This window comes from Microbulbifer elongatus (genome assembly GCF_020524885.1).
Lineage (GTDB): Bacteria > Pseudomonadota > Gammaproteobacteria > Pseudomonadales > Cellvibrionaceae > Microbulbifer > Microbulbifer elongatus_A.
In genome coordinates this window covers 809,646-831,087 of the sequence record NZ_JAIVKJ010000002.1, presented here as the reverse complement: position 1 = coordinate 831,087, position 21,442 = coordinate 809,646, and the positions used below count along the sequence as shown (strand labels likewise).

Genomic DNA, 21,442 nt, shown 5'->3' with positions numbered 1-21,442 from the left:
ATGTGGTGCCTAGCCGCAATAAACAATTAACGCCGCCACGGAAACTTGAAGACCGCAGCTGTCACAGGAAATTTACAGTAATGACAAGAAGTGCAAATGGGGGCCTCGTGCGCCAATTCGGCCGCCCGCTCAAATCTATGCTCGCCGCCGCCGTGCTCGGACTGGGTACTGGCCTCGGTGCAATGCAGGCTCAGGCCGATACCCTCTGGGAAATCTACCTGCAGGCGCTGGATAACGACCCGCAGCTGGCCGCGGATCGCGCCAATTACCGCGCTGGCCTTGAGGCCAAGAACCTCGGCCGCTCCGCGCTGCTGCCGCAAATCAACGCAAGCGCCGAACGTAGCGAAACGCGTACCGATGCAACGCGGTTTAACTACACGTTCACAGAAACCGGGGTGCTCGCCATCCCCAGTAACAGCGATACCAGTACGAACGAGAGCGTGTACTCCGCGACATTGAGCCAGGCCCTGTTCGACCTACCAGCCTGGTTCGGCTACAAGCAAGGCAAGACCGTCAGTGAACAGGCAACCGCAGAGTTCAGCGCCAACCAGCAGGATATGATGATTCGCGTCTCCGCCGCCTACTTCGATGTCCTGCGCGCCCACGATGTACTGCAAGCAGCAATTGCGGAAGAAGAAGCGTTGGCCAAGCAGCTGGAACAGACCCAGCAGCGTTTTGAAGTGGGCCTGACCGCCATTACCGACGTTTACGATTCCCGCTCTGCGTATGACAGCTCTGTGGCCCGCCGCCTCACGGCCCAGGACGACCTGCTGAGCAATTTCGACGCACTGTCTGTACTGACCGGCAAGAACCACGATGTGGTCGCACCCCTGCAGCCGAGCTTCGCGGTGGCAGCTCCAGACCCGGCAGACCGCGCCTCCTGGGTAGATTTTGCCCTGGCCAACAACTTCACCCTCAAGGCCGCCCGCCTCGCCGCCGACTCGGCGCGCTACGGTGCCCGCGCCGCGGCCGCTGAGCACCTGCCCACCCTGACCGGCTCGCTGAGCTACCAGGACTACAGCCAGGATGGGGACTCCACCACCTCCGTGCCGGGAGAGGACAGTTTCGACCTGCCCATCAGCACGGACGTGGAAACGAAGATTGCTGCGATCACCCTGAATATGCCGCTGTATACCGGTGGTCGCCTCAGCGCCAGCCGCCGCGAGGCGCGCAACCTGGCGTTCCAGGCGGAAGATATTCGCAACCTGACCGAGCGCAACACCATCCAGGACACCCGCACCCTGCACCGGGCCGTGACCACCGATACCAGCCGTGTCGAGGCCCGCGAGCAAGCGGTGATTTCCGCCAAGAGCGCCCTGGATGCGACCCAGGCAGGTTATGAAGTGGGCACCCGTAATATCGTCGACGTGCTGCTGGCGCAGCGCACCCTGGCCCTGGCCCAGACCGACTACGCAAATGCCCTCTACGACTACATTCTCAACACCCTGAACCTGAAACTGGTGGCCGGATTGCTGGCACCGGAAGACCTTCAGCAGCTGGATGCCAGCCTGAACCCGTCCACCCCGGTTTCCCGCGCGCATATCCTCGACAGCGGCGCGGCTGGCTTCAGCAAGTAACGACGGTAAACACCTGGCGCTGGAAATAACTCATCCAGTGCGCAGAAATAAAGGGCCGGCACTGCTATAGTGCCGGCCTTTTTTGTGGGCTGACTACAATGACAGTCACCCTCCCACTGACTACTACGAACTGACAACACTCATGAAGTATCTGGTTACTGGCAATGCGGGCTTTATCGGCTTCCACGTGGCAAAAGCCCTGATCGCACGAGGCGACTCGGTGGTGGGCATCGACAACGTCAACGACTACTACGAGACCAGCCTCAAGGAAGACCGCCTCAAGGTATTGGAACAGTTCGCAGGCCAGCAGGGTGACAGCGTGGAATACGAATTCGTCCGCGCCAACATCGCCGACAAAGCGGCAATCGACGATTGCTTTGCACGCCACCGCTTTGACCGCGTCATTCACCTGGCGGCCCAGGCCGGCGTTCGCCATTCCATTGAGCACCCGGAGGCCTACGTCGAAAGCAATCTGATCGGGTTCTTCAATCTGCTGGAAGCCTGCCGCCACAACGGCACACCGCATTTGTCCTACGCCAGCACCAGCAGTGTTTACGGTGGCAATACCACCATGCCGTTCAGCGAGGATCACGGGGCAGACCACCCGCTGCAGTTTTACGCCGCCACCAAGCGAGCCAACGAACTGATGGCCCACAGTTACAGCCACCTTTTCCGTCTGCCGACCACCGGGCTGCGTTTCTTTACCGTTTACGGTCCCTGGGGCCGTCCGGATATGGCCCTGTTCAAGTTCACCCGACTGATCCTCGAGGGCAAGCCCATCCCGGTATTCAATCACGGCCACCACAGCCGCGATTTCACCTATATCGATGACATTGTCGAAGGTGTGATCAAGTCCTCCGACCAGATCGCCACCGCAGATCCGAACTGGTCCAGCGCCGAACCCTCACCCGCCACCAGCAATGCGCCCTTCCGGGTGTTCAATATCGGCAACGGCAATCCCGCCCAGCTATCGGCTTACATCGATGCGCTGGAGGAGGCACTGGGGAATGAGGCCATTCGCGAAATGCTGCCAATGCAGCCGGGAGATATTCCGGACACCCATGCAGACACCCGCAAGTTGCAGCAGGCCATCGGCTACCGCCCGGATACCAGTGTGCGCGAGGGGGTACAGAAGTTTGTGGCGTGGTACCGGGACTACTATTCCGTGTGATCCCGGCAAATAGAATTGCCGCTCATTGAGCGGTGGCATAGCCCTTTTCCAGGGCACGCCAGTTTTCTTCGGAGAAATGGAACGGGCTGTGCTTGCCCTGCAATTTGTCTAGGGAGCGGCGCAGACGGGACACATTCGACAGTGCGTCCTGGCGGGACAGGGATTTACGAATCGCACTTTTGTCGAAATCGATCAGGTAAAAATCACCACTACCAGTCAGCAGAATATTGCTGGCATTCAGGTCCGCGTGGTACACATTTTTTGCGTGAAAGTGCGCAATCAACTCCCCAAGCTTTTCCCAGCTCGCATTCTCCAGGGTTCGCTCGCACAACACTTCGGTCAGGTTTTTTGAGTCTGGTACCCGCTCGGTAATCATGGCCCCACGATAGGCCAGCGGCGGCACACTCACACAGCGCGCGGCGACTGGCCGCGGCACCGGCAGACCCAGCTTGCGCATTTCACGCAGCATATTGAATTCCCGCCACACCCGGGTGTTGGGCAGGCGGCTGTACAGATAAGACTTTTCCACCACGCGTCCGGCGAGCCCGCCGCGGTGATATTGCTTGAACACCAGCTCCACGCCGTTGTATTCAAACATTACGGCCTTGCCCCGTTCCACGGTTGCGCAGTGGCTGTTGGCCTGAAGCCAGTCCCGACGAAACAACTTCTCGCAGTCGGCGCCGACAAGCGCATCGTCATAGATGACCTGAGCGAGCCCATTTTTGAATTGCCGATACCCCACCGGAAATCCCCTCAGTGCGTCGCCTTGCGTCCACATCCTGTTCATTACAGGTATCCGGGCAGGCCGCGCCAGTTAGTTAGTCGTATTAAAATTCTGTCATTCTAGTACCAGACAATGAAGCCCCACAGCACCAGACTCACACAAGCTCCGCGCCTCAGGAGAAGAGCCCGCGCAACTTGCGCTCGAAGCGATCCAGCAGCTTGAGCCAGCCAGCCCCTTGCATGGGGTCGTAGGCCCAGGGCGACCTGATATTGCCGCGGGTTGTTTTCAGGCATGTTTCTGCCACCGGCAGCTGCGCAGGCTCCGCCGTCTTCAGCGCCTGCACTTGCGCATCACTCATAATCTCCAACGGGTACAGACCACAGCGGCGCGACCACTCACCGAAACGCAGTGCCAGGGACTTCTGTTTACCGCGATACGCTCTGCCGTTGGGCAACCACATGGAAAATGGCGCCCGCATACGCGCCATTCGGCAGAAGATTTTCGCAGCTTTGCGATTGTTGACCGACTCCCCCACCTCGAAGTGCCAATCCACCTGACGCAAGCGGCGCGGGTCCGCAATCAGTAGCGCAGAAAACCAAGTACCAGTGGAGCGTTTGCGCGGGTACCAGAACCAGAAATTACGTTCTGCGTCGAAACGGAAATCCTGGTCCACCTTCTTTTGAATCGAGATGCCGCGTACAAACGCGGGGGAAATAAACCCGAGGTCCGGCTGCTCGTCAAAGCTCTGCCTTAATTCGGCTAAATCCTCATCGGTCAGGGACCGCACCATCTGGGTATCATCCTGCAGGAAACACACCAGCTCATCGTCAGCTGCCATTTCGAACGCAGCTTGCATATTCGCATAGAGGCCACCGAGCTTGTGCCCCGACTCCGCGGTTTTATCCACAACCCGATGTCGCTGACCAATCTCAGCCAGCACCCGGCACGTCTCCGGGTCATCGCTACCGTCATCAATGACTGTCAGTCCACACTGCGGAGCACAGGCCTCGATGGAGCGGATGCAATTCTCAAGAAAAGGGCCGCGATTGTAAGAAAAAACAAAAATGTGCATTTTCAGGCACCCGATAAAATTTGGCGCAGCATACCAGAAGTCGCAGCACGCCGATGACTACTGATCCACGCGCTTCGCGCGCGGCCGGCCAGAGCGCAAACCACCCAAAAGATGCAGATAGCGACGAAAAAACCTAGAATGCGCCGCGATTGCGCCATGGAGGCCCCGGGCCGCAGGCGAAACCTGCGGTAAACTCTGACAACGTTTGATTCCATTGGAACTTCCCACCATGACCGCCATGAAGATCTCCGTGATCATGACCACCTACAACTCTCCAGTGTGGCTGGAGAAAGTACTGTGGGGCTATAGCTGCCAGAGTGAGCCGCCACTGGAAGTGATCGTCGCGGACGATGGCTCTCGCCCGGAAACCGCCGAGCTGGTAGCGCGTCTGCGTGACGAGACCGGCCTGGATATCCGCCATGTTTGGCAGAAAGACGACGGTTTCCGCAAATGCCGCATTCTCAACAAGGCTATCTTGCAGGCCCGCGGTGACTACATCGTATTTACCGATGGCGATTGCATTCCACGCGCGGACTTTCTCGCGGTACACAAGCGCCGCGCAGAGCGCGGCTACTTCCTCTCGGGGAGTTACTTCAAGCTCCCCATGAGTACCAGTGAGCAAATTACCCGGGAAGACATTCTCTCCGGACGCTGCTTCGATTACGCTTGGCTCAAGGCCAACGGCCTGAAAACCCGGCGCAAGACCCTAAAATTACGCGCCAGCGCCCGCTGGGCCCCGATCCTCAATCGGCTGACGCCGACGGCCTGCAACCTGAAGGGCTCCAATGCTTCCGCCTGGCGGGACGACATTCTGAAGGTCAACGGTTTCGATGAGCGCATGGCCTGGGGCGGTCTCGACCGCGAGTTCGGCGTGCGCCTGGAGAACGCCGGCATCAAGCCTCGCCACGTGCGGTTCGATGCAATCTGTGTCCACCTGGATCACCCCCGCGGCTATGCGGACCCCAAAATCGTCGCCCGCAATAAAGCCCTGCGCCTGCAGGTCGCGAAACAAGGTATCGTTGAAACTCCGCGGGGCATCCGTCAGTTGATCGAAAGTGGCTATAGCCCGGACAACCAACCCAGCGACACTAACCCCAGCGACACTCCCCCCAGTGACAACCAGCCGGCAACCTGACGGCCCACGCAATGAGCTTAGATATGCACGCAACCACGCCTAAAAAACACTGGTCGGACCCTATCGTCAGCCGTTTTCTGCGCCTGGCAGCCAGCGGCCTGGTGCCGCCATCGCTGTTCCAGAAACCGCTACCGAAAGAAGAAGAGCGCGCTGCGCGCACCGGTGTGCTGGACATCGAAATTGTCAGCCATTGCTGGCAGTACTCCCACTTCCTGATATACCAGCTGAGCTCCCTAGTGCTGTTCCCGCCCACCAAGGCCACTGTCACCATGACCGTGTACTTCAACAGCGAAGACACCCGGACTGCCGCGGTGCTCGATTTCTTCGGCAAACAGGAAGTGCCGGGTGTCACCTGGAACTGGTGCGAGTTACCGAAAGAGTCCCTTTACCGCAGAGCCATCGGCCGCAACGAGGCCGCGCTGGCCACCAAGGCGGACTGGATCTGGTTTACCGACTGTGACCTGATGTTCCGCGAGGGCTGTATCGACCAGCTGGCAGAGTTGCTGCAGGGGCGTCGCGATAGCCTTGTGTTCCCATCCCGGGAACGCATTACCTCACTGCTCGCCGACGACGACCCCATGCTGAACTTTGACCCAGCAGATTTGCAGGTAATCGGGATCGACGACAGCCGCTTTGTAGAGCAGACCCGCGACCGCGCCACCGGCCCGCTGCAGATTGCCCACGGTGATATTGCCCGCGCGGGCGGCTACTGTGATTGCTTGAGCTACTACCAGAAACCTGCAGAGCGCTGGTGCAAGGCCCACGAAGACCGCGCCTTCCGCTGGCTACTCGGCACCCAGGGAGTGCCGCTGGATATCCCCGGCGTTTACCGCATCCGCCACGTGAGCAAGGGCCGCTACACCGGTAGCAAGCTCAATACGCAGATTCGCAGCAGTGTGCGCAAGGCGACCGACAAGCACTGAGTCTCGCCACCGCGTACCCCTCGGCCTGGGCCCATAAAATAAGCCTGAGCCAATCAAAAAAGGCCGGCCGCTTGCGCGACCGGCCTTTTGCATTTCAGCCGCAGGCGTCAGATGCTGCGCATCAATGCTTCTACTTCGCTGACCGTGCGCGCCAGAGCACCGCTATTCTGCGCAGCCACTTCCCGGGCACTGTCCCCTGCGCGCTGACGCGCCGGCTCATCGCGCAGCCACTCTCCTACTTGCCTTGCTACCTGCCCCGCGTCTTCGCAGATAACCAGCCCGCCAGCATCTTCCATCAAGCTAGAGACGGTGCTGAAATTGTGCAGATAAGGCCCGCAAACCACAGGCACTCCCCAGGCGGCCGGCTCGATCATATTGTGCCCACCCACGGGTACCATGCTGCCACCGACAAAGGCCACGTCGCAGGCCCCGTAAAAACGCAAAAGCTCTCCCATGGTGTCACCGAGCAGCACCTGATCCCCCGGACTGGGAGGTGTACCGTCACTGCGCCTGGAAACTCTCAACCCCTGCTCCCGGCACAGACGCGCAACACCATCGAACCGTATGGGGTGACGCGGTACCAATACCAGTAGGAGATCCGGAAACTCCGCACGCAAAATGTGAAACGCTTCTAGAACGACCTCGTCTTCGCCACCATGTGTGCTTGCTGCGAGCCATACCGGCCGCCGCTCAACGCCACGCCATTGATGTGACAACGCCTGCGCGTCACTCATCTGACCAGAGCCGACATGCAGGTCGAACTTGATATTGCCCACCGCGGAAACCTTCTCCGCAGGCATACCCAGCTCAATAAATCGCTCGGCGTCCGCCGGGTACTGCGCCACCACTTTACTGAGGTGGCCCAGCATATCCCGGCTCAGACGGGAGAAACGCCCGTAGCCGCGGGCAGATTTTTCACTCAGGCGACCGTTGACCAGAATAGTCGGCATTTTGCGCTTGTGGCATACGGCGAGAAGGTTCGGCCACAACTCGGTCTCCATACTCACCAGTATGTTGGGGCGCAGCGCATCGAGAAAAGGAACCAGGCATTCCGGAAGATCGAACGGCAGGTAGTAGTGCAGCAGGCGGCCATTAAGAATGGGTTCCAGTGCATCGTGCGCCCGCTGGGAGCCGGTCGGGGTTGTGGTTGTCACTAACCACTGCCAGCGGGGATGGCGGGCGGCGAGGGATTCGATCAGGGGCACCGCCGCCAGCGTTTCACCAACCGATACCGAGTGAATCCAGATCAGCGGCGCACGGCTGGCCCGGTCTGGCACCACACCAAAGCGCTCGCGCCAGCGACGGCGGGTTTCGGGGCGTCTGGGGACCAGGCCGAATCGCTCACTCCAACGCTTGCGATAAGCCGGATCGGCACGGCCACGCCACCAAAGATGCAGCAACATCAGCGGCAGTGAAAGCCGAAAGAACCAGGTATAAAGATGGCGCATCAAGGTTACAGCTGGAGTCCCTGTACATTGCTAAGTGGGGACAAAGTCCGTGGAAATGCCCCCCGTGTTTGGTAGCATTCTAACCCATCTACGCGCCACGATGGTGCGACCCAATTCCCGCAGCCATAAACTCTGCTGTACTCGAGCCTACCGACCAATGACCACTCTTTCCTCGCGCCCAGTCGAACAGCCCACAGCGAACCGTTCGTACCAGAGAATGGACCCGCGGCACTGGTGGCAACCGAATCAGCTTCTGCTGTCGCGCGCCTGGCTTCCGGTGATCGGGGTGCCGGCGTTGCTGATCTACGGTTTTTTCGGCATCAGCCTGGACGACATTCCGGGCAAAACTGCCCAACTGGCGATGCTGTGCGGGCTGCTGATGCTGGCGATCTACGGACGCCCGGTAGACGGTACCTCCCTGCGGCGCTCAGGCATTGTCTGGCTCGCACTTGGCGCCATCCTGGTAACCCTGATTTCCTGGGGCTTCTCCTGGTTGACCCACCCTGAGTGGGCAGAGTCCTCCCTCAAAGTACACCGTCTCACCCACTGGTTTGCGATGATTCCCATCGCGGTACTGCTCGGCGGTCAGGCCAGGAACACCTATACACTGTGGCTCATTGCCCTGTGCGGCCTTTTGCTTTCCCCGTGGATTTCCGGCAACGGTTTGCAGGAGTGGCAACAGGGCCTCGCCGGAATGCGGGTAGATTTTGGCCTGCACAATGCCCAGCACACCGCCATGCTGTTTGGCACAGGCGCCCTGGGCCTGCTGGCCTTTGCCCCGGGAATATTGCGCAACCGTCGTGGCTGCTGGATTTTTCGTACCACTTGGCTGCTTGCCGTGGCAATCTGCATCACGGCCCTATTACTGACTCAGACCCGCGGAGTCTGGGTGGGCATGCTGTTTGCGCTGGTGGTCATTACCTGTGCCGGCATCGTGACCCTTCGCAAACATTTCCACAGCCACCGTCGCTACATTGCCGCGGCGACGATTGCTACCGGTAGCGCTGCGGTACTGGCTGGATACCTGAGTCTCGGGGATATCGTCAGCCAACGCCTGCAGGCCGAGCAGGAAACCATCGCGCTGGTGCAGCAGGGCGACACGGAGAGCATCCCATTCAACAGCGCAGGCATCCGTATTCACACCTGGGAAGAAGCCCTGAAATGGATTGCCGAGCGGCCTCTGGTGGGTTGGGGCGGTAATGGCCGCAGCCTGATCTTTGATTACTCAAAAAATTTGCCCGACGAGATCAAGCAGAACTTCGGCCACCTGCACAACAGCTATCTGGATCTGATGGTCAATTTCGGCCTGCTCGGGCTTTTGCTGCTTGCCGCACTGGTCTACTGGTTACTCAGTCGCTGCCTGCGCTACTACCGAGCGGGACTGATTTCCGGCAGTAATCTGGTGTTCTGCCTTTCATTTACCGTGTTTTTTGGTGTCATCAACCTGTTCGAGTCCTACCTCTTCTACGATAGCGGGCGCTACGTACTGGCCTTGGCAGGCGGCGGCCTGCTGACCCAACTGTGGTCGGCCAAGCGTCAGCTGGCACGGGACGCCATTCGCGCAGCATCGTGATTTGATGGAAAGAATCGTGGTTTGATGGAGAGAATCGTGGTTTGCCAAGGAGAATTGTGAGTTGAAGGTCATCCAGTTACTGCCCGCGCTGAATGCCGGTGGCGTCGAACGCGGCACCCTCGATATGGCGCGTGCACTGGTTCAGGCTGGGCACGAGTCCATCGTCGTCTCCAACGGTGGCCGCCTTGTCGAGCAACTGGAAATGGAAGGCAGCCGGCATATTGCTCTTCCGGTACACAAGAAATCCCTGGCCAGCCTCCTACAGGTGCGCCCCCTGCGCCGACTGATCTGCGACCTGCGACCTGATGTTCTGCACGTCCGCTCCCGCGTGCCTGCTTGGCTCACTTACCTGGCCTGGAGAAAACTCAACCCGACTACTCGCCCGCGCTTGGTCAGTACCGCCCACGGCCTGTATTCAATTAATCGCTACAGCGCGATCATGGCGCGCAGTGAACAGGTCATCGCCATCTCAGATTGCGTGAGGGATTACCTGATATCCAACTACGCGGCAGACCTCAAGGCTGAGCCGGAGGTTATTTATCGCGGTGTGGATACCGAGGAATTTTCCGCACAGATTCCCGCACCCACAGACTGGCTGGAAAATGCCCTGGGTGAATTTCCAGAGTTGCGCGACCGTCGCTGGCTGGTGTTGCCGGGGAGACTGAGCCGCTGGAAAGGACAGGAAGATTTCATTGCCATGATCGCCGCGCTGGTGACACAGCAGAAGGATATTCACGGGGTCATCATCGGCGGAGCGGAAAAAAACAAACAGCACTACGCGCAAGAGCTGCGCGCTCTGGCGACGAAACACGGCGTTGCAGACAGGATTACCTTTACCGGGCACCGCAGCGATATGCGCGAGTGGTACCGGCAAGCGACTTTGGTGTACAACCTGTCGCGAAAGCCTGAGCCCTTTGGGCGAACAGTTATCGAAGCACTGGCAATGGAAACACCGGTGATCGGCTACGATATCGGCGGCCCGGCAGAATCGCTGCGAGCCTGCTTCCCGCAGGGGCTGGTAGAAAACGGCAATCATAGCCAGTTGCGGGAGAAAACCATCGAGCTACTCAAAGCAACAGCCAGCCCGAAACTCTCTCAGGAATTTACACTCAGGGAGCAGGCACACCGCACGCTCGCACTTTATGAGCGGCTCATCAAACAGCGATCGGAAACGGCCACTTGATTGATCTCAGCAACAGCAGGCCATTCGCCTCCGGTGGCAACCGCCACTGCTATCAACACCCGGATTTTCCCAACCGCTGCGTGAAGGTGATGCTACCGGGCAGAGTAGCGGAGCTGCGCCAGCGCGCCCCCTGGTACAAAGCCCTGACCGGTGACAGCCGCTTCGATGACAACGCGCGGGAAGTGGCAGGTTACCGCCAGAAGGTTCTGCGCAATGCAGCGAAAGACAGCTCGGTGTGGGATCACCTGCCACGCTGGTATGGGATCACACAAACCAGCGAGGGACCCGGCGCGGTCTCGGAATTACTGCGGGATGAATACGGCACTCCGGCGATGACGCTGGAGACCTACCTGAAAAAATTCAGTCTCGATGATCCAATTCGCGGCGCACTGGAGCGTTTCTCGCAGTGGCTGCGCGCCACCGGGGTGCTCACGAAAAACCTGCTGCCGCACAATCTGGTGGTCGTCACCCGTAAAGGGCAGGAGGAGCTCTATCTGGTGGACGGGCTGGGCAATGCTGACTTCCTGCCTCTGTCGGAGCATTTTGCGGTATCCCGCCGGCGCTACATCGAGCGACGCATCGAGAAAATGTGGAAGCGTATCCACTGGGAAATTTCCGATCGGCATATTCCCTGGAAAAAAGCTGAACGGCTATAGAGTGGCACCCAACCTTATACTCAACCTTCAGATTTCAGGGCGGACAAAAACTCACTGACCGCCGACTTCCACTGCGCAGGCCCACGCGCCAACTCCGCAGCGCGCGCTGCCATGTGCTGCCGCTGCACTTCGTCACCCAACAAGTCGAGAATTGCCGAGGTGACCTCTTCCTGCTCGGCACCACTGCACAGCGCTCCGGTTTCGCCTTCTACCACTGCGTCCACCGCACCGCCTTCGCGCCCGGCCAGCACCGGCACCCCGTACCAGTTGGCTTCACGATAGACGATACCGAACCCCTCCACGGAATTTCCCTCGCGGCGTACCGGCATTACAAACAGATCACTCACTGCGTAGACCGCCGCTTTCTCGGCCTCGTCCACCATGCCCAGGAAGTGGACAGAATCAGTCACCCCCACTGCATCGGCGAGGCGTTCGAGGCGATCGCGATCATTGCCACTACCCGCCACCAGATATACGACGGACGGAAACTGCCGTCGAATGGCAGGCAGTGCGTGAATCACCATGTCCACACCTTTGCGTGGCTCCAGTCGCGCCACTGTAGAGAGAATCGGTGAATGGTTGCCCACTCGTGCATGCAACTCCGCCAGCTTATTCTCCGATACCGGTGGCTGTGGCCCAATGGGAGGGTTGATCACCAGCAAGCGGGTTTCCCCACCCAGATATGGGGCCACCTGGCGGGCTGTATAGGACGAATTGGCAATCACAGCATCGGCGTGACTCAAGGCGCGCCGAATACGCGCGCTCTTGCGCGCAGAGGGCTGCGCTGGAAACTCCATCCCGTGCGCGAGTACCGCAAGGGGAACATCGAGCGCACCGAGTTTTTCTGCACTTTTCCAGGAGTCCGCAAATACACCCTTCACTCCCGCAGAATCGCTCGCCGCGCACACCGCCACCGCCTTGCGCCAGCGACGCCAGGGTTTCAAGCCGCCAAAACGACGCAGCTCATAGCCAGTTGAGCGTATAGCTTCCGACGTGCGCGCGTAATCGGCGAACACGGTGACCTCCTGCCCCGCGGCAATCAGGGCCTCCGCCAGCCCCCCCATCAGCCCTTCCATTCCACCGCGGTCCGGCGGAAAACATTGGGTAGTAATCAAAATCACAGCGTGCTCCCGCACAGTGCCGGTTGCGGCTCTTTCCAGCCGCTGCGCCGCAGCAGTGCCCGGGCGCACACGACCTGCTGGGCAAGAGGCGGGCGCGGAGCCGACTGGAGCAGGTCAGCATCGAAACGATCCGTCACCAGCCCCTCGTCCAGGAGACGATCGACGGCCGCGCGAATCTTGTTGCGGGGATTGCGACTGGGCATCGGGATCACCCCCACTGGCGCCCCGCTCTGCAGCGCCTCGAAAATCATCGACACACTGTCACCGGTCACCCAGATTTGCCCAGCCCGCGCCATCTGTTCCGCAAGCCAGTCTGCGGGGGATTCCCGCCAGGACTGGAGTTCGACACCCGAGCCAGCATACTGTGCCAGCGTGTCTTCCGGAGTACGGCGACTATCCGCCACTACCCACTGCAAGGCTCGTTTAGGGGCTCGTTTAGGCGAAGGTTTCAATAGTTGCTCGGTCACGGCAAACACCTTTGCCGTATCCCAGTGAAAGTGCTTGCTGGGCCCCCCGAGCAGCAACAGGGCTCGATGCGGTTCAGCGGGAAGGTCTGGGAGTGGCTCAGCGAGCGCACCGCGGGTAAGTATCACATTCTGCAGCGGAGGTGGCTGGTCGTGCTCCGGCACGATGGCGAAATCGAACCAGGACAATGGCAGACTGGGTTTCATGATCACCACACTGCGCCCACCGAAAAGACGGCGCGCACGCAGGACTGGCCATTGACTGCGATGCCCGGCACCAAGGATAAAGTCGGGAGCGGGCAGTTGCGCTAGCTCCGGCGGAGGCCTGCGCCACCAGGGCAAGGATACCTCGTCGCTTGAAAGGTCACAGCAGACGACTTGGTCAGCGCCGAGTTCCGCGCGCAGTCCACTTACCAGCGCCGCACTCTGCTTTTCATGAGCGCGATTGCCATCTTTGAATCGCCAGATTGTCAGCAATGCTCTCGCCTCATCCTGTCATGCTCCGGTGTTCCGGTAATCGCTGTATCATGGCGAGAATGCTACCTCAGGCGCAGGTGAGATTGAATCGCCTACCGGGTGTAATTGAACGCGGGGTGACCAGCAGTATAATGCCGGGCATCAAGACTTTTGGCCTCTGCTGCGCCTCCACTTTGGCTCTACAGGCCGTTACTGCTGGTTCCACATAGCCTATGCGTATTCTTCATATCGACAATCACCAGCACCGCAAGTACGGCTATATTCGTGTCAGTTGGGCGCTCAAGCTGTATACCGGCCTGATCCGCGCCGGCCACAATGTGCTCGCCTTCAGCGACCGCGACGTGGCCAAATTTGAGGCGCCACTGGGTATCCGCGAGCTGGGGAAAAAGAAAACCAACAGGCGCTTGCTGCAGACGGTAGATGCCTTCCAGCCGGAACTGATCGTGTTCGGCCACTGCGACCTGATCGACAATGAGACCTTTGTTGAGATCCGCCGCCGGCACCCGGGTATCATTCTCGCCGCCTGCAATAACGACCCGCTTTTCGTACCCCGCAATGCGGCGAACATCGAGAAACGATGCCGGATTGCCGACGCCATGTTTGTCTCCACCGGCCCGCGAGAACTCAAACGGTTTGCCGGCCAGCGCGCCCGCCTATGGCATATGCCAAACCCGGTGGACCCCAGTGTGGAACATGCCGATGTCAGCACCATCGCGGGCGATGATCCCGCGCTCGAGACCGACCTGCTGTTCTGCAGCAACTCCCGCCAGCACACCGAGCGGGGGCAGCTGGTCTCCCAATTGCGGGAACACTTGCCGACAGATTTCCGCTTTCACACCCCCGGCCTGTTCGATCAGCCCACCCTGTGGGGGCTGGATTACGACCGCAAGCTGGCGCGCAGCAAGATGGGCCTGAATCTGAACCGACAGGAAGGCCTGCAGTGGTACTCTTCCGCCCGTATCGCACAGCTCGCCGGCAATGGCCTGCTGACATTCACTCACGCGGCAGCGAGGTTTGACGATTTCATGCCGGCAGAGACCCTGGCCTACTTCGACGATGAGAACTCGCTGCTTGCCCAGATTCAGGATTTTCATCACGACGACGCCAAACGGCGCCACTGGGCAGGAAATTGCAGGGCTTTCTTCCACCGGGAAATGAACAACACCCTGTACGCCCAATATATTGTTGAGGCGGCAACAGAACAGAAATTCAGCCACGACTATGTGTGGCTAGCTTGATATATGGTTAGAGCGAAGGGGGCGGCGGTAACCGCCCAGGCAGCCACCACCACACAGTGGTCACTTTTGCCATCTAGAATTTTGCCAGAGCGCCGGTCGCACAGCCGCAGTATTTGGTAACCGAACAGGAAAGGACTTGGAGAAAAGATCATGAACGTTACCGTATTCGGCACCGGCTATGTCGGGCTGGTACAGGCCGCAGTACTGGCGGAAGCCGGCCACCGTGTGACCTGTATCGATATCGATGAAAACAAGATCGCGCGCCTGAAACAGGGACACATCCCCATTTTTGAGCCCGGCCTGGAACCTCTGGTAAAGCGCAACAACGAATCCGGCAACCTGACCTTTTCCACCAGCGCGGCCGATGGTGTTGCCCACGGCGAGCTGATTTTCATTGCCGTAGGCACACCGCCCGACGAAGACGGCTCCGCCGACCTCCGCTACGTACTCACCGTTGCCCGCACGATTGCCGAGTATATGGAAGGCAAAAAATACATCATCAACAAGTCCACGGTTCCGGTCGGCACTGCGGATAAAGTGCGGGAGGAAGTTACTCGCACGCTTCAGGGGCGCAATGCGCTCAATCTGGAGTTCGATGTAATCTCCAACCCGGAGTTCCTGAAGGAAGGCTCGGCGGTAGCCGATTGCATGAAACCGGACCGCATCATTATCGGTACATCAGAAAACGCTTCCGAGCAGAAGATGCGCCAACTATATGCGCCCTTCAACCGCAACCACGACAAGGTTATCGTGATGGATGTGCGCAGCGCGGAGCTGGCCAAATATGCGGCCAACTGTATGCTCGCCACCAAAATCAGCTTCATGAATGAAATGGCGGTCATTGCCGACCGTGTGGGCGCGGATATCGAATCGGTACGTCAGGGTATCGGCTCAGACCCGCGTATTGGCTACCACTTTATCTACCCGGGAATCGGCTACGGTGGCTCCTGCTTCCCGAAAGATGTACAGGCACTGAAGACGACGGCCACACAACTCGGCCTGGACCCGAAAGTGCTGAATGCGGTGGAAGAGCGCAACCATTCCCAAAAACACTATCTGCTAGACAAAATTGTGCAGCGCTACGGTAAGGACCTTTCCGGCAAGACATTTGCCTTATGGGGCCTCTCGTTCAAACCCAATACGGACGATATGCGCGAGGCACCGAGCCGAGTGCTGATGGAAAATCTGTGGGAGATGGGTGCCAAGGTGCGCGCGTTCGACCCGGAGGCAATGCACGAGTGCGAGCGCATTTACGGCAACCGGGATGAACTGCAGCTGTGCGGCACCCGCGACAGCGCCCTCTCCGGCGCCGACGCACTGGTGATCGCCACCGAGTGGCAGCAATTCAAATCACTGGATTACAACACCGTACGCAGCAACCTGTCGGAGCCGGTGGTATTCGACGGGCGCAATCTTTACCACCCGCTGGATATGGCGGAAGCCGGGTTTGAATATTACTGCGTGGGACGCCCTCAGGTGGCCGCTGGACAGTAACCCCCCTCTCACACCAGGCACAACTTCTGGAGCCTGGTGTGTCCCCCTCCTTTTACCGCAACAACGTGTACAAGTCGTAATACTCGAACACACCGCGTATTTTGCAATCGTTGCCGCCGCGCTTGCGCCAGTTCTCTTTCCTCAGGGCCGAATCCTGGCTTCCCGCCAGGGACAGAAAGCGCGATGTCCAGTCGCGCGGGTCCGACACCCTCGCACAGGGCGTGCCTTGCTTCAGACTCATCGCCTTCAGCCAGATATCGTCGGCATTCGGGCAAAGGCGCATGAATTTCTCGGAATCGAAGGCATCCGGATGCAGCGCACCGGGGAAATACAGTACCCCACCAACCCCGGTGGGGAATACCAGCGGAGAGGCCGAGCCATCGGCTTCACTCCAGCGCCAGTCGGAATCCCAGTCGCCGTAGGACTTCACCCCCCCTTGTCGGTCAAGGCGTATCCGATGTGCGCGGTGACAGTGGATGGTGTCTGGAGCCCGCAGATAAGCGCGGTACAGCAGGTCAATGGTATCCGGCGGATACAGGGTATCGTCGTCAACGGTGATGATCAGGCTTTCAGGGAACTTGTCGAACGCGTAACAGTACTTTTTGTAAGGCCCGAAGTCTTCCTCAACAAAATAGATCTGCAGGCCACGCTTTTTCTGCTGCTCCAGACTCTCCGGCAGACGGCGATCTGGAAAGTTCTTGGTGGACAGCCATAGCACCACCGCATCCGCTTTCACCCACTGCTGAAACAGGCTTTCCACGGTGTAGAAAACGTCATCGATCCGCTTGTCGAAAGACGTCAATGAAACCACGATATTGTGATCTTTATCGTTGCCTACCCCCACATCCCGGCAGGTAAGGGCCTGCTGCTGAAGCAGCTGTGCCCGCACGATCGACTCAATCTTGCGATTGTTTACACGGTCGTGCTTGCGCAATCGCTTCTTCATAAAATAGGAAAACATTGGATGAAACCTGTCTCGCCCCTTGCGGCGGCCCATTGGAATCTGCAACGGTTGGCAATCATTCTAAGGGATATGCATGGCCTCCTCTAGGGAGCGGGTCTCAGACCGGGTCTAAAGCCAGGCGTATAAAAAAGGGCGGAACCCTTCCGGATCCCGCCCTTTTTGTCGCGTCCAAATTCGGCGCGTTCAGGTCACGCGGAGGCCGCCACCGGCTCGCAGGCTTCGTGCACATCGCTGAGCCAGCCCAGATGCGCCTGGCTCTTGCCCTGTACCGCATCAAAGTACATTTGCTGTAGACGCTTGGTAATCGGGCCACGGCGACCGGAACCGATGGTGCGGCCATCAAGCATGCGAATCGGCAACACTTCCGCCGCGGTGCCGGTGAAGAAGGCTTCGTCGGCGATATAGACCTCGTCGCGGGTGATGCGCTTTTCCTTAACGGTGTAACCGCACTCGTCGGCGAGCTGAATCACCGAGGCGCGGGTGATTCCATCAAGGCAGGAGGTCAACTCCGGGGTGTAGATAACACCATCACTGACCAGGAAGAAATTCTCACCACTGCCTTCTGCTACATAACCTTCCGGATCCAGCAACAGGGCTTCCTCGCAACCATTGCGGATGGCTTCCTGCAACGCCAGCATGGAGTTGATGTAGTTGCCATTCGCCTTGGCCTTGCACATGGCGATATTTACATGGTGGCGAGTATAGGACGAGGTGTTTACCTTGATACCCAGTTCACGCGCCTCCGGGGTCATGTAGCTCGGCCACTCCCAGGCCGCGATGATCACGTGGGTCTGCAGCGCATCCGCACGCAGCCCCATGCCTTCGGAACCGTAAAACACCATCGGGCGCAGATAAGCTTCCTTGAGACCATTCTCTCGCACCACCAGACGTTGCGCCTCGTTGAGCTGCTCCTCGCTATACGGCATCGGCATATTCATGATTTTGGCGGAGCGGAACAGGCGGCGCGTGTGTTCGTTCAGTCGAAAGATACTGGTGCCGCCATCGGCGGTTTCGTAGGCGCGCACGCCTTCGAATACGCCCATTCCGTAGTGCAGGGTGTGGGTAAGTACGTGCACCCGTGCGTCGCGCCAGGGAACAAGTTCACCGTCAAACCAGATAACGCCGTCTCGATCGGCAAAAGACATGGGAATCTCCTACAAAATTCTATTCACGCCTGTAGGAGCGGCCTGGGGGAGGATGGTCGAGTCCTTGAAAGGAAGATCGAATCAGTTCGCCAGCAGGTTGGCTCCTACAGCACAGAGCCAGGTGAAAAACAGTTTTAAGCGGACAGCGAGAACGGCGAGGCACGAACCTCCCTCTGCGGGAAATTCAGCCCAACATCTGCTGCCAAGTTGTTTCAACGGTCTTTCTTTCCGCTTCGAATTGGTCACCGGATACAACCCCCGGCAGCTGTTGTAATGCCAGGCGATGACCTTCTGATCGGTAGGCTTTGTAGGCGTCGATCAAATGCGCGGCTTGGTGGGCCGGCATCAGGCCCGCCTCGGAGAGGCTTTCAAGAATGCGGATGTTGTCGGTGTACCGCACGATCGAAGGGGCGCCTTGCGCCCAGGCCAATGCAGCATATTGAACCATAAATTCGATATCGACAATACCGCCCGGGCCGTGCTTAAGATCGAATTCCCGATCATTGCTCTTATCGAGGTGTGCACGCATCTTATTGCGCATCTCCACCACCTCTTCACGCAATTTCTGTTCATCCCGCGTCGTACACAATAGTGTTGTGCGCAAGTTTTCAAACGCCAATCCGAGACGCTCACTGCCTGCCACTGGACGCGTGCGCACCAGCGCCTGGTGCTCCCAGGTCCAGGCGCTCTCGCGCTGATACTTTTCAAACGCCGCAAGCGACGTCACCAGCAGGCCGGAATTACCCGAGGGGCGCAGACGCGTATCCACTTCATACAAAGGGCCGCTCAGGGTGCGAGTCTGCAGGATATGGATCAGCCGCTGAGCGAGACGGGTGTAAAAGCTCAGGTTGTCGATGGAGCGCTCGCCATCGGTGTACTGATGCGGTTCGGCGTCGTGCACAAACACGATATCCAGATCGGAACCGTGCCCCAGTTCCAGGCCGCCGAGCTTGCCGTAGGCGACAATGGAGAAGCGCATATCTTCCGCGCTGGTATCCTGGGGTGCGCCGTGTTTTTCCGTCGTCTGTTGCCACGCCAGGGACAGCGACTGTTGCAGAATGGCTTCCGCCAACCACGTCAGTGAGTCGCTCACTTTCATCAGCGGCAGTGCACCGGTCACTTCCTGAGCGGCAATTCGCAGGCTCTGCCCCTGCTTGAAATGGCGCAGGGCTTCCATCTGCGCTTCCAGGTCCTCGGGGTCGACCCGCAGCATCTCCTCGCGCAATTCATCGGCGATATCTTTCGCGGTAGAGGGTTGCAGCAGGCGGCGCTGATCGAGCATTTCATCCAGCAGGATCGGGTGGCGTGCCAATTGCTCAGCGATCCAGGGCGAGGCGCTGCACAGCCGCAGCAGCTGAGCCAGGACCGGTGGATTTTCGTTAATCAATACCAGGTAGGCACTGCGGCGCAGGATGGCCCGCAGCAGCGGCATCACCCGCTCCAGCGCCAGCAACGGCTCACCCACATCCGATGCCGCGGCCAGTAATAGCGGCATGGTCTGATCGAGACGCTGCCGACCAGCGACCGGCAACGCCGTGACGATACGATCACTATGCAGGTCCGCCAGCAATTCAAGGGCCCTGGTGGCGGGCTGGAAGCCTGCGTCGTGCAGCTGTTCCAGCCAGGCATCCCGATCTTCTTCTAGCTCACAGCCGGCCCAAAGAATCTCCCAGCTGTCGCTGACGGTAATTTCACCGTTTTCCTCGGGCGGCGCGATCACCTCATCGAACTCGCGCTCGATGGCGAACCTGGCCTGTACCAGAGCGGCTTCCAGCGCCGCCCAGTTGTCGTAACCCAGGGCGAAGGCGAGTTGCTCACGCCGCTCTATCTCCGGCGGCAACGTCTGCGTCTGCTGGTCCTTTTCTGCCTGCAACCCGTGCTCTACACGGCGCAGCAGCAGATAGGCATTGCGCAACTCTTCCGCCGCGCCTTCGGGCAAATGGCCGCCCTCCTCCAGCTGCGGCAGCACTTTGAGAATATTACGCACCCGCAGGTCCGGCTCGCGCCCGCCGCGGATCAGCTGGAACGCCTGCGCGATAAACTCCACCTCGCGGATTCCGCCGCGGCCCAGTTTGATATTGTCGATCAGGCCCCGCGCACGCACCTGACGCTGGATCAGGGTTTTCATTTCCCTGAGCGCGTCGATCACACTGAAATCGATATAGCGTCGATAGGTAAACGGCCGCAGTAACTCCATTAATTCCTCTGCTGCCTCTGCTGCACGCTTTCCGTCACCCCCACCACTCATCGCTACCGGGCGCGCCTTGATCATGGCATAGCGCTCCCATTCCCGGCCCTGGGTCTGGTAGTAGTCTTCCAGTGCCGCGTAATGACTCACCAGCGGGCCGCTGTCGCCATAGGGGCGCAAGCGCATATCCACACGGAAAACAAAACCGTCGGCGGTGACCGTATCGAGCGATTTAATCAGTCGTTGCCCGAGTCGCTGGAACCAGGCCTGATTTTCCAGGGGCTTTTCACCATCACTCTGGCCTGGCTCGGGGTAGGCAAAAATCAGATCAATATCGGAAGAGAGGTTCAGCTCACGCGCACCCAGTTTGCCCATCCCCAGCACCACCATCGGCTGGATATCCCCCGCGCGGCTGCGCGGCTCGCCGTGGCGTTCAACCATTTTCTCGCGATGCCAATCAAGCGCGGTCTGGATACACACCTCCGCCAGTTCGGTCAGCCGTGCACAGGCGGTGGGAATATCCCACTGCCCGGCAAAGTCCCGCCAGATGGTTTCAGCAATCACACGATTTCTCAGTTGCCGAAGGCTGCGCTCCAGTTGCTCCTCGCTTTCCAGTTCGGCAATCGCCGGGATCGCCAAGCCGAGGTCATCGCTGTTGAGCAATTGCGGGAGGAGCCCCGGATCGCGACGACACTGCTGTAGCAGGAAGTCGGAGGCTAGCAGCGCTCGCGCTACCAATTTTTGCTGGGATGGATCTGCCTGCAGCTGCTTTTCGAGTGCTGCGGCCACGCCTGCCCCCACCTGATCGCACCAGCTTTGCCATTGCGACTGAAGTCGTGGTTGCAGACGCTGCGGGCAGACGGATTCAGGGAACAGCGACACGACGAGA

The 21,442-nt window shown here is 59.3% G+C and carries 17 protein-coding genes; 9 read left to right on the top strand and 8 right to left on the bottom strand.

The features are described 5' to 3' along the window. Nucleotides 1-80 precede the first annotated feature (80 nt). Complete coding sequence (locus LC059_RS10970) at nt 81-1,577, top strand: TolC family outer membrane protein (RefSeq protein ID WP_226703892.1); 1,497 nt, start codon at nt 81-83, stop codon at nt 1,575-1,577. A 142-nt stretch (nt 1,578-1,719) separates the two neighbouring features. Next, a complete protein-coding gene (locus tag LC059_RS10965) occupies nt 1,720-2,748 on the top strand; it encodes an NAD-dependent epimerase (RefSeq protein WP_226703891.1) in 1,029 nt (342 codons plus the stop codon). 22 nt (nt 2,749-2,770) lie between these two features. Here LC059_RS10965 and LC059_RS10960 read toward each other — a convergent pair whose 3' ends face one another. Both LC059_RS10960 and LC059_RS10955 read right to left on the bottom strand, forming a co-directional pair. Further along, complete coding sequence (locus LC059_RS10960) at nt 2,771-3,535, bottom strand: 3-deoxy-D-manno-octulosonic acid kinase (RefSeq protein ID WP_226703890.1); 765 nt, start codon at nt 3,533-3,535, stop codon at nt 2,771-2,773. Nucleotides 3,536-3,644: 109 nt separating this feature from the next. Continuing rightward, entirely contained in the window at nt 3,645-4,544 is a 900-nt protein-coding gene (locus tag LC059_RS10955; RefSeq protein ID WP_226703889.1) for a glycosyltransferase family 2 protein, read from the bottom strand. A gap of 229 nt (nt 4,545-4,773) precedes the next feature. Between LC059_RS10955 and LC059_RS10950 the strand changes: the two genes are divergently transcribed. After that, on the top strand, nt 4,774-5,679 hold the full coding sequence (locus LC059_RS10950) for a glycosyltransferase family 2 protein (RefSeq protein WP_226703888.1): 906 nt from the start codon (nt 4,774-4,776) through the stop codon (nt 5,677-5,679). Nucleotides 5,680-5,702: 23 nt separating this feature from the next. Further along, nucleotides 5,703-6,602 (top strand): glycosyltransferase, encoded by a 900-nt coding sequence (locus LC059_RS10945; RefSeq protein ID WP_226703887.1) that lies wholly within the window; start codon nt 5,703-5,705, stop codon nt 6,600-6,602. A 107-nt stretch (nt 6,603-6,709) separates the two neighbouring features. On the opposite strand, the gene waaA is transcribed toward LC059_RS10945, so the two are convergent. Further along, nucleotides 6,710-8,050 (bottom strand): lipid IV(A) 3-deoxy-D-manno-octulosonic acid transferase, encoded by a 1,341-nt coding sequence (gene waaA, locus LC059_RS10940; RefSeq protein WP_226703886.1) that lies wholly within the window; start codon nt 8,048-8,050, stop codon nt 6,710-6,712. Between the two features lie 217 nt (nt 8,051-8,267). Here waaA and LC059_RS10935 point away from each other — a divergent pair, with 217 nt between their 5' ends. The 3 genes from LC059_RS10935 to LC059_RS10925 all read left to right on the top strand — a co-directional run bounded on the left by LC059_RS10935 (nt 8,268) and on the right by LC059_RS10925 (nt 11,462). Continuing rightward, nucleotides 8,268-9,623 carry an O-antigen ligase family protein gene (locus LC059_RS10935; RefSeq protein ID WP_226703885.1) on the top strand — a complete coding sequence of 452 codons (1,356 nt, stop codon included), beginning with the start codon at nt 8,268-8,270 and terminating at the stop codon, nt 9,621-9,623. Between the two features lie 61 nt (nt 9,624-9,684). Beyond that, the gene (locus LC059_RS10930; protein WP_226703884.1) at nt 9,685-10,806 is read left to right on the top strand and encodes a glycosyltransferase family 4 protein; all 1,122 of its coding nucleotides are present in this window, start codon (nt 9,685-9,687) and stop codon (nt 10,804-10,806) included. Next, nucleotides 10,803-11,462, top strand: coding sequence for a YrbL family protein (locus tag LC059_RS10925; protein ID WP_226703883.1), 660 nt, complete (start codon nt 10,803-10,805; stop codon nt 11,460-11,462). Before LC059_RS10930 ends, LC059_RS10925 begins: the two co-directional genes overlap by 4 nt. 20 nt (nt 11,463-11,482) lie before the next feature. Here LC059_RS10925 and LC059_RS10920 read toward each other — a convergent pair whose 3' ends face one another. Both LC059_RS10920 and LC059_RS10915 read right to left on the bottom strand, forming a co-directional pair. Continuing rightward, entirely contained in the window at nt 11,483-12,583 is a 1,101-nt protein-coding gene (locus LC059_RS10920; protein WP_226703882.1) for a glycosyltransferase family 4 protein, read from the bottom strand. Then, nucleotides 12,580-13,524, bottom strand: coding sequence for a mitochondrial fission ELM1 family protein (locus LC059_RS10915; protein WP_226703881.1), 945 nt, complete (start codon nt 13,522-13,524; stop codon nt 12,580-12,582). The genes LC059_RS10920 and LC059_RS10915 overlap by 4 nt, the downstream gene beginning before the upstream one ends. 212 nt (nt 13,525-13,736) lie before the next feature. On the opposite strand from LC059_RS10915, the gene LC059_RS10910 reads away from it, so the two are divergent. After that, a complete protein-coding gene (locus tag LC059_RS10910; RefSeq protein WP_226703880.1) occupies nt 13,737-14,762 on the top strand; it encodes a glycosyltransferase in 1,026 nt (341 codons plus the stop codon). Between the two features lie 150 nt (nt 14,763-14,912). Then, nucleotides 14,913-16,256, top strand: coding sequence for a UDP-glucose dehydrogenase family protein (locus tag LC059_RS10905; RefSeq protein ID WP_226703879.1), 1,344 nt, complete (start codon nt 14,913-14,915; stop codon nt 16,254-16,256). A 52-nt stretch (nt 16,257-16,308) separates the two neighbouring features. Here the strand turns inward: LC059_RS10905 and LC059_RS10900 are convergent, their stop codons facing one another. The 3 genes from LC059_RS10900 to glnE form a co-directional block, all read right to left on the bottom strand. Continuing rightward, nucleotides 16,309-17,217, bottom strand: coding sequence for a glycosyltransferase family 2 protein (locus LC059_RS10900; protein ID WP_226703878.1), 909 nt, complete (start codon nt 17,215-17,217; stop codon nt 16,309-16,311). A gap of 191 nt (nt 17,218-17,408) precedes the next feature. After that, nucleotides 17,409-18,365 (bottom strand): branched-chain amino acid transaminase, encoded by a 957-nt coding sequence (locus tag LC059_RS10895; protein ID WP_226703877.1) that lies wholly within the window; start codon nt 18,363-18,365, stop codon nt 17,409-17,411. A 184-nt stretch (nt 18,366-18,549) separates the two neighbouring features. Continuing rightward, complete coding sequence (glnE, locus tag LC059_RS10890; protein ID WP_264189572.1) at nt 18,550-21,429, bottom strand: bifunctional [glutamate--ammonia ligase]-adenylyl-L-tyrosine phosphorylase/[glutamate--ammonia-ligase] adenylyltransferase; 2,880 nt, start codon at nt 21,427-21,429, stop codon at nt 18,550-18,552. Nucleotides 21,430-21,442 lie beyond the last annotated feature (13 nt).

Excerpts from the sequence above, each read along its gene's own strand:
- LC059_RS10900 (WP_226703878.1), bottom strand. The coding sequence starts at position 17,217 with ATGTTTTCCTATTTTATGAAGAAGCGATTGCGCAAGCACGACCGTGTA.
- waaA (WP_226703886.1), bottom strand. The coding sequence starts at position 8,050 with ATGCGCCATCTTTATACCTGGTTCTTTCGGCTTTCACTGCCGCTGATG.
- LC059_RS10910 (WP_226703880.1), top strand. The coding sequence starts at position 13,737 with ATGCGTATTCTTCATATCGACAATCACCAGCACCGCAAGTACGGCTAT.
- LC059_RS10965 (WP_226703891.1), top strand. The coding sequence starts at position 1,720 with ATGAAGTATCTGGTTACTGGCAATGCGGGCTTTATCGGCTTCCACGTG.
- LC059_RS10970 (WP_226703892.1), top strand. The coding sequence starts at position 81 with ATGACAAGAAGTGCAAATGGGGGCCTCGTGCGCCAATTCGGCCGCCCG.
- LC059_RS10905 (WP_226703879.1), top strand. The coding sequence starts at position 14,913 with ATGAACGTTACCGTATTCGGCACCGGCTATGTCGGGCTGGTACAGGCC.
- LC059_RS10935 (WP_226703885.1), top strand. The coding sequence starts at position 8,268 with ATGGACCCGCGGCACTGGTGGCAACCGAATCAGCTTCTGCTGTCGCGC.
- LC059_RS10955 (WP_226703889.1), bottom strand. The coding sequence starts at position 4,544 with ATGCACATTTTTGTTTTTTCTTACAATCGCGGCCCTTTTCTTGAGAAT.
- LC059_RS10945 (WP_226703887.1), top strand. The coding sequence starts at position 5,703 with ATGCACGCAACCACGCCTAAAAAACACTGGTCGGACCCTATCGTCAGC.
- LC059_RS10895 (WP_226703877.1), bottom strand. The coding sequence starts at position 18,365 with ATGTCTTTTGCCGATCGAGACGGCGTTATCTGGTTTGACGGTGAACTT.
- LC059_RS10960 (WP_226703890.1), bottom strand. The coding sequence starts at position 3,535 with ATGAACAGGATGTGGACGCAAGGCGACGCACTGAGGGGATTTCCGGTG.
- LC059_RS10950 (WP_226703888.1), top strand. The coding sequence starts at position 4,774 with ATGACCGCCATGAAGATCTCCGTGATCATGACCACCTACAACTCTCCA.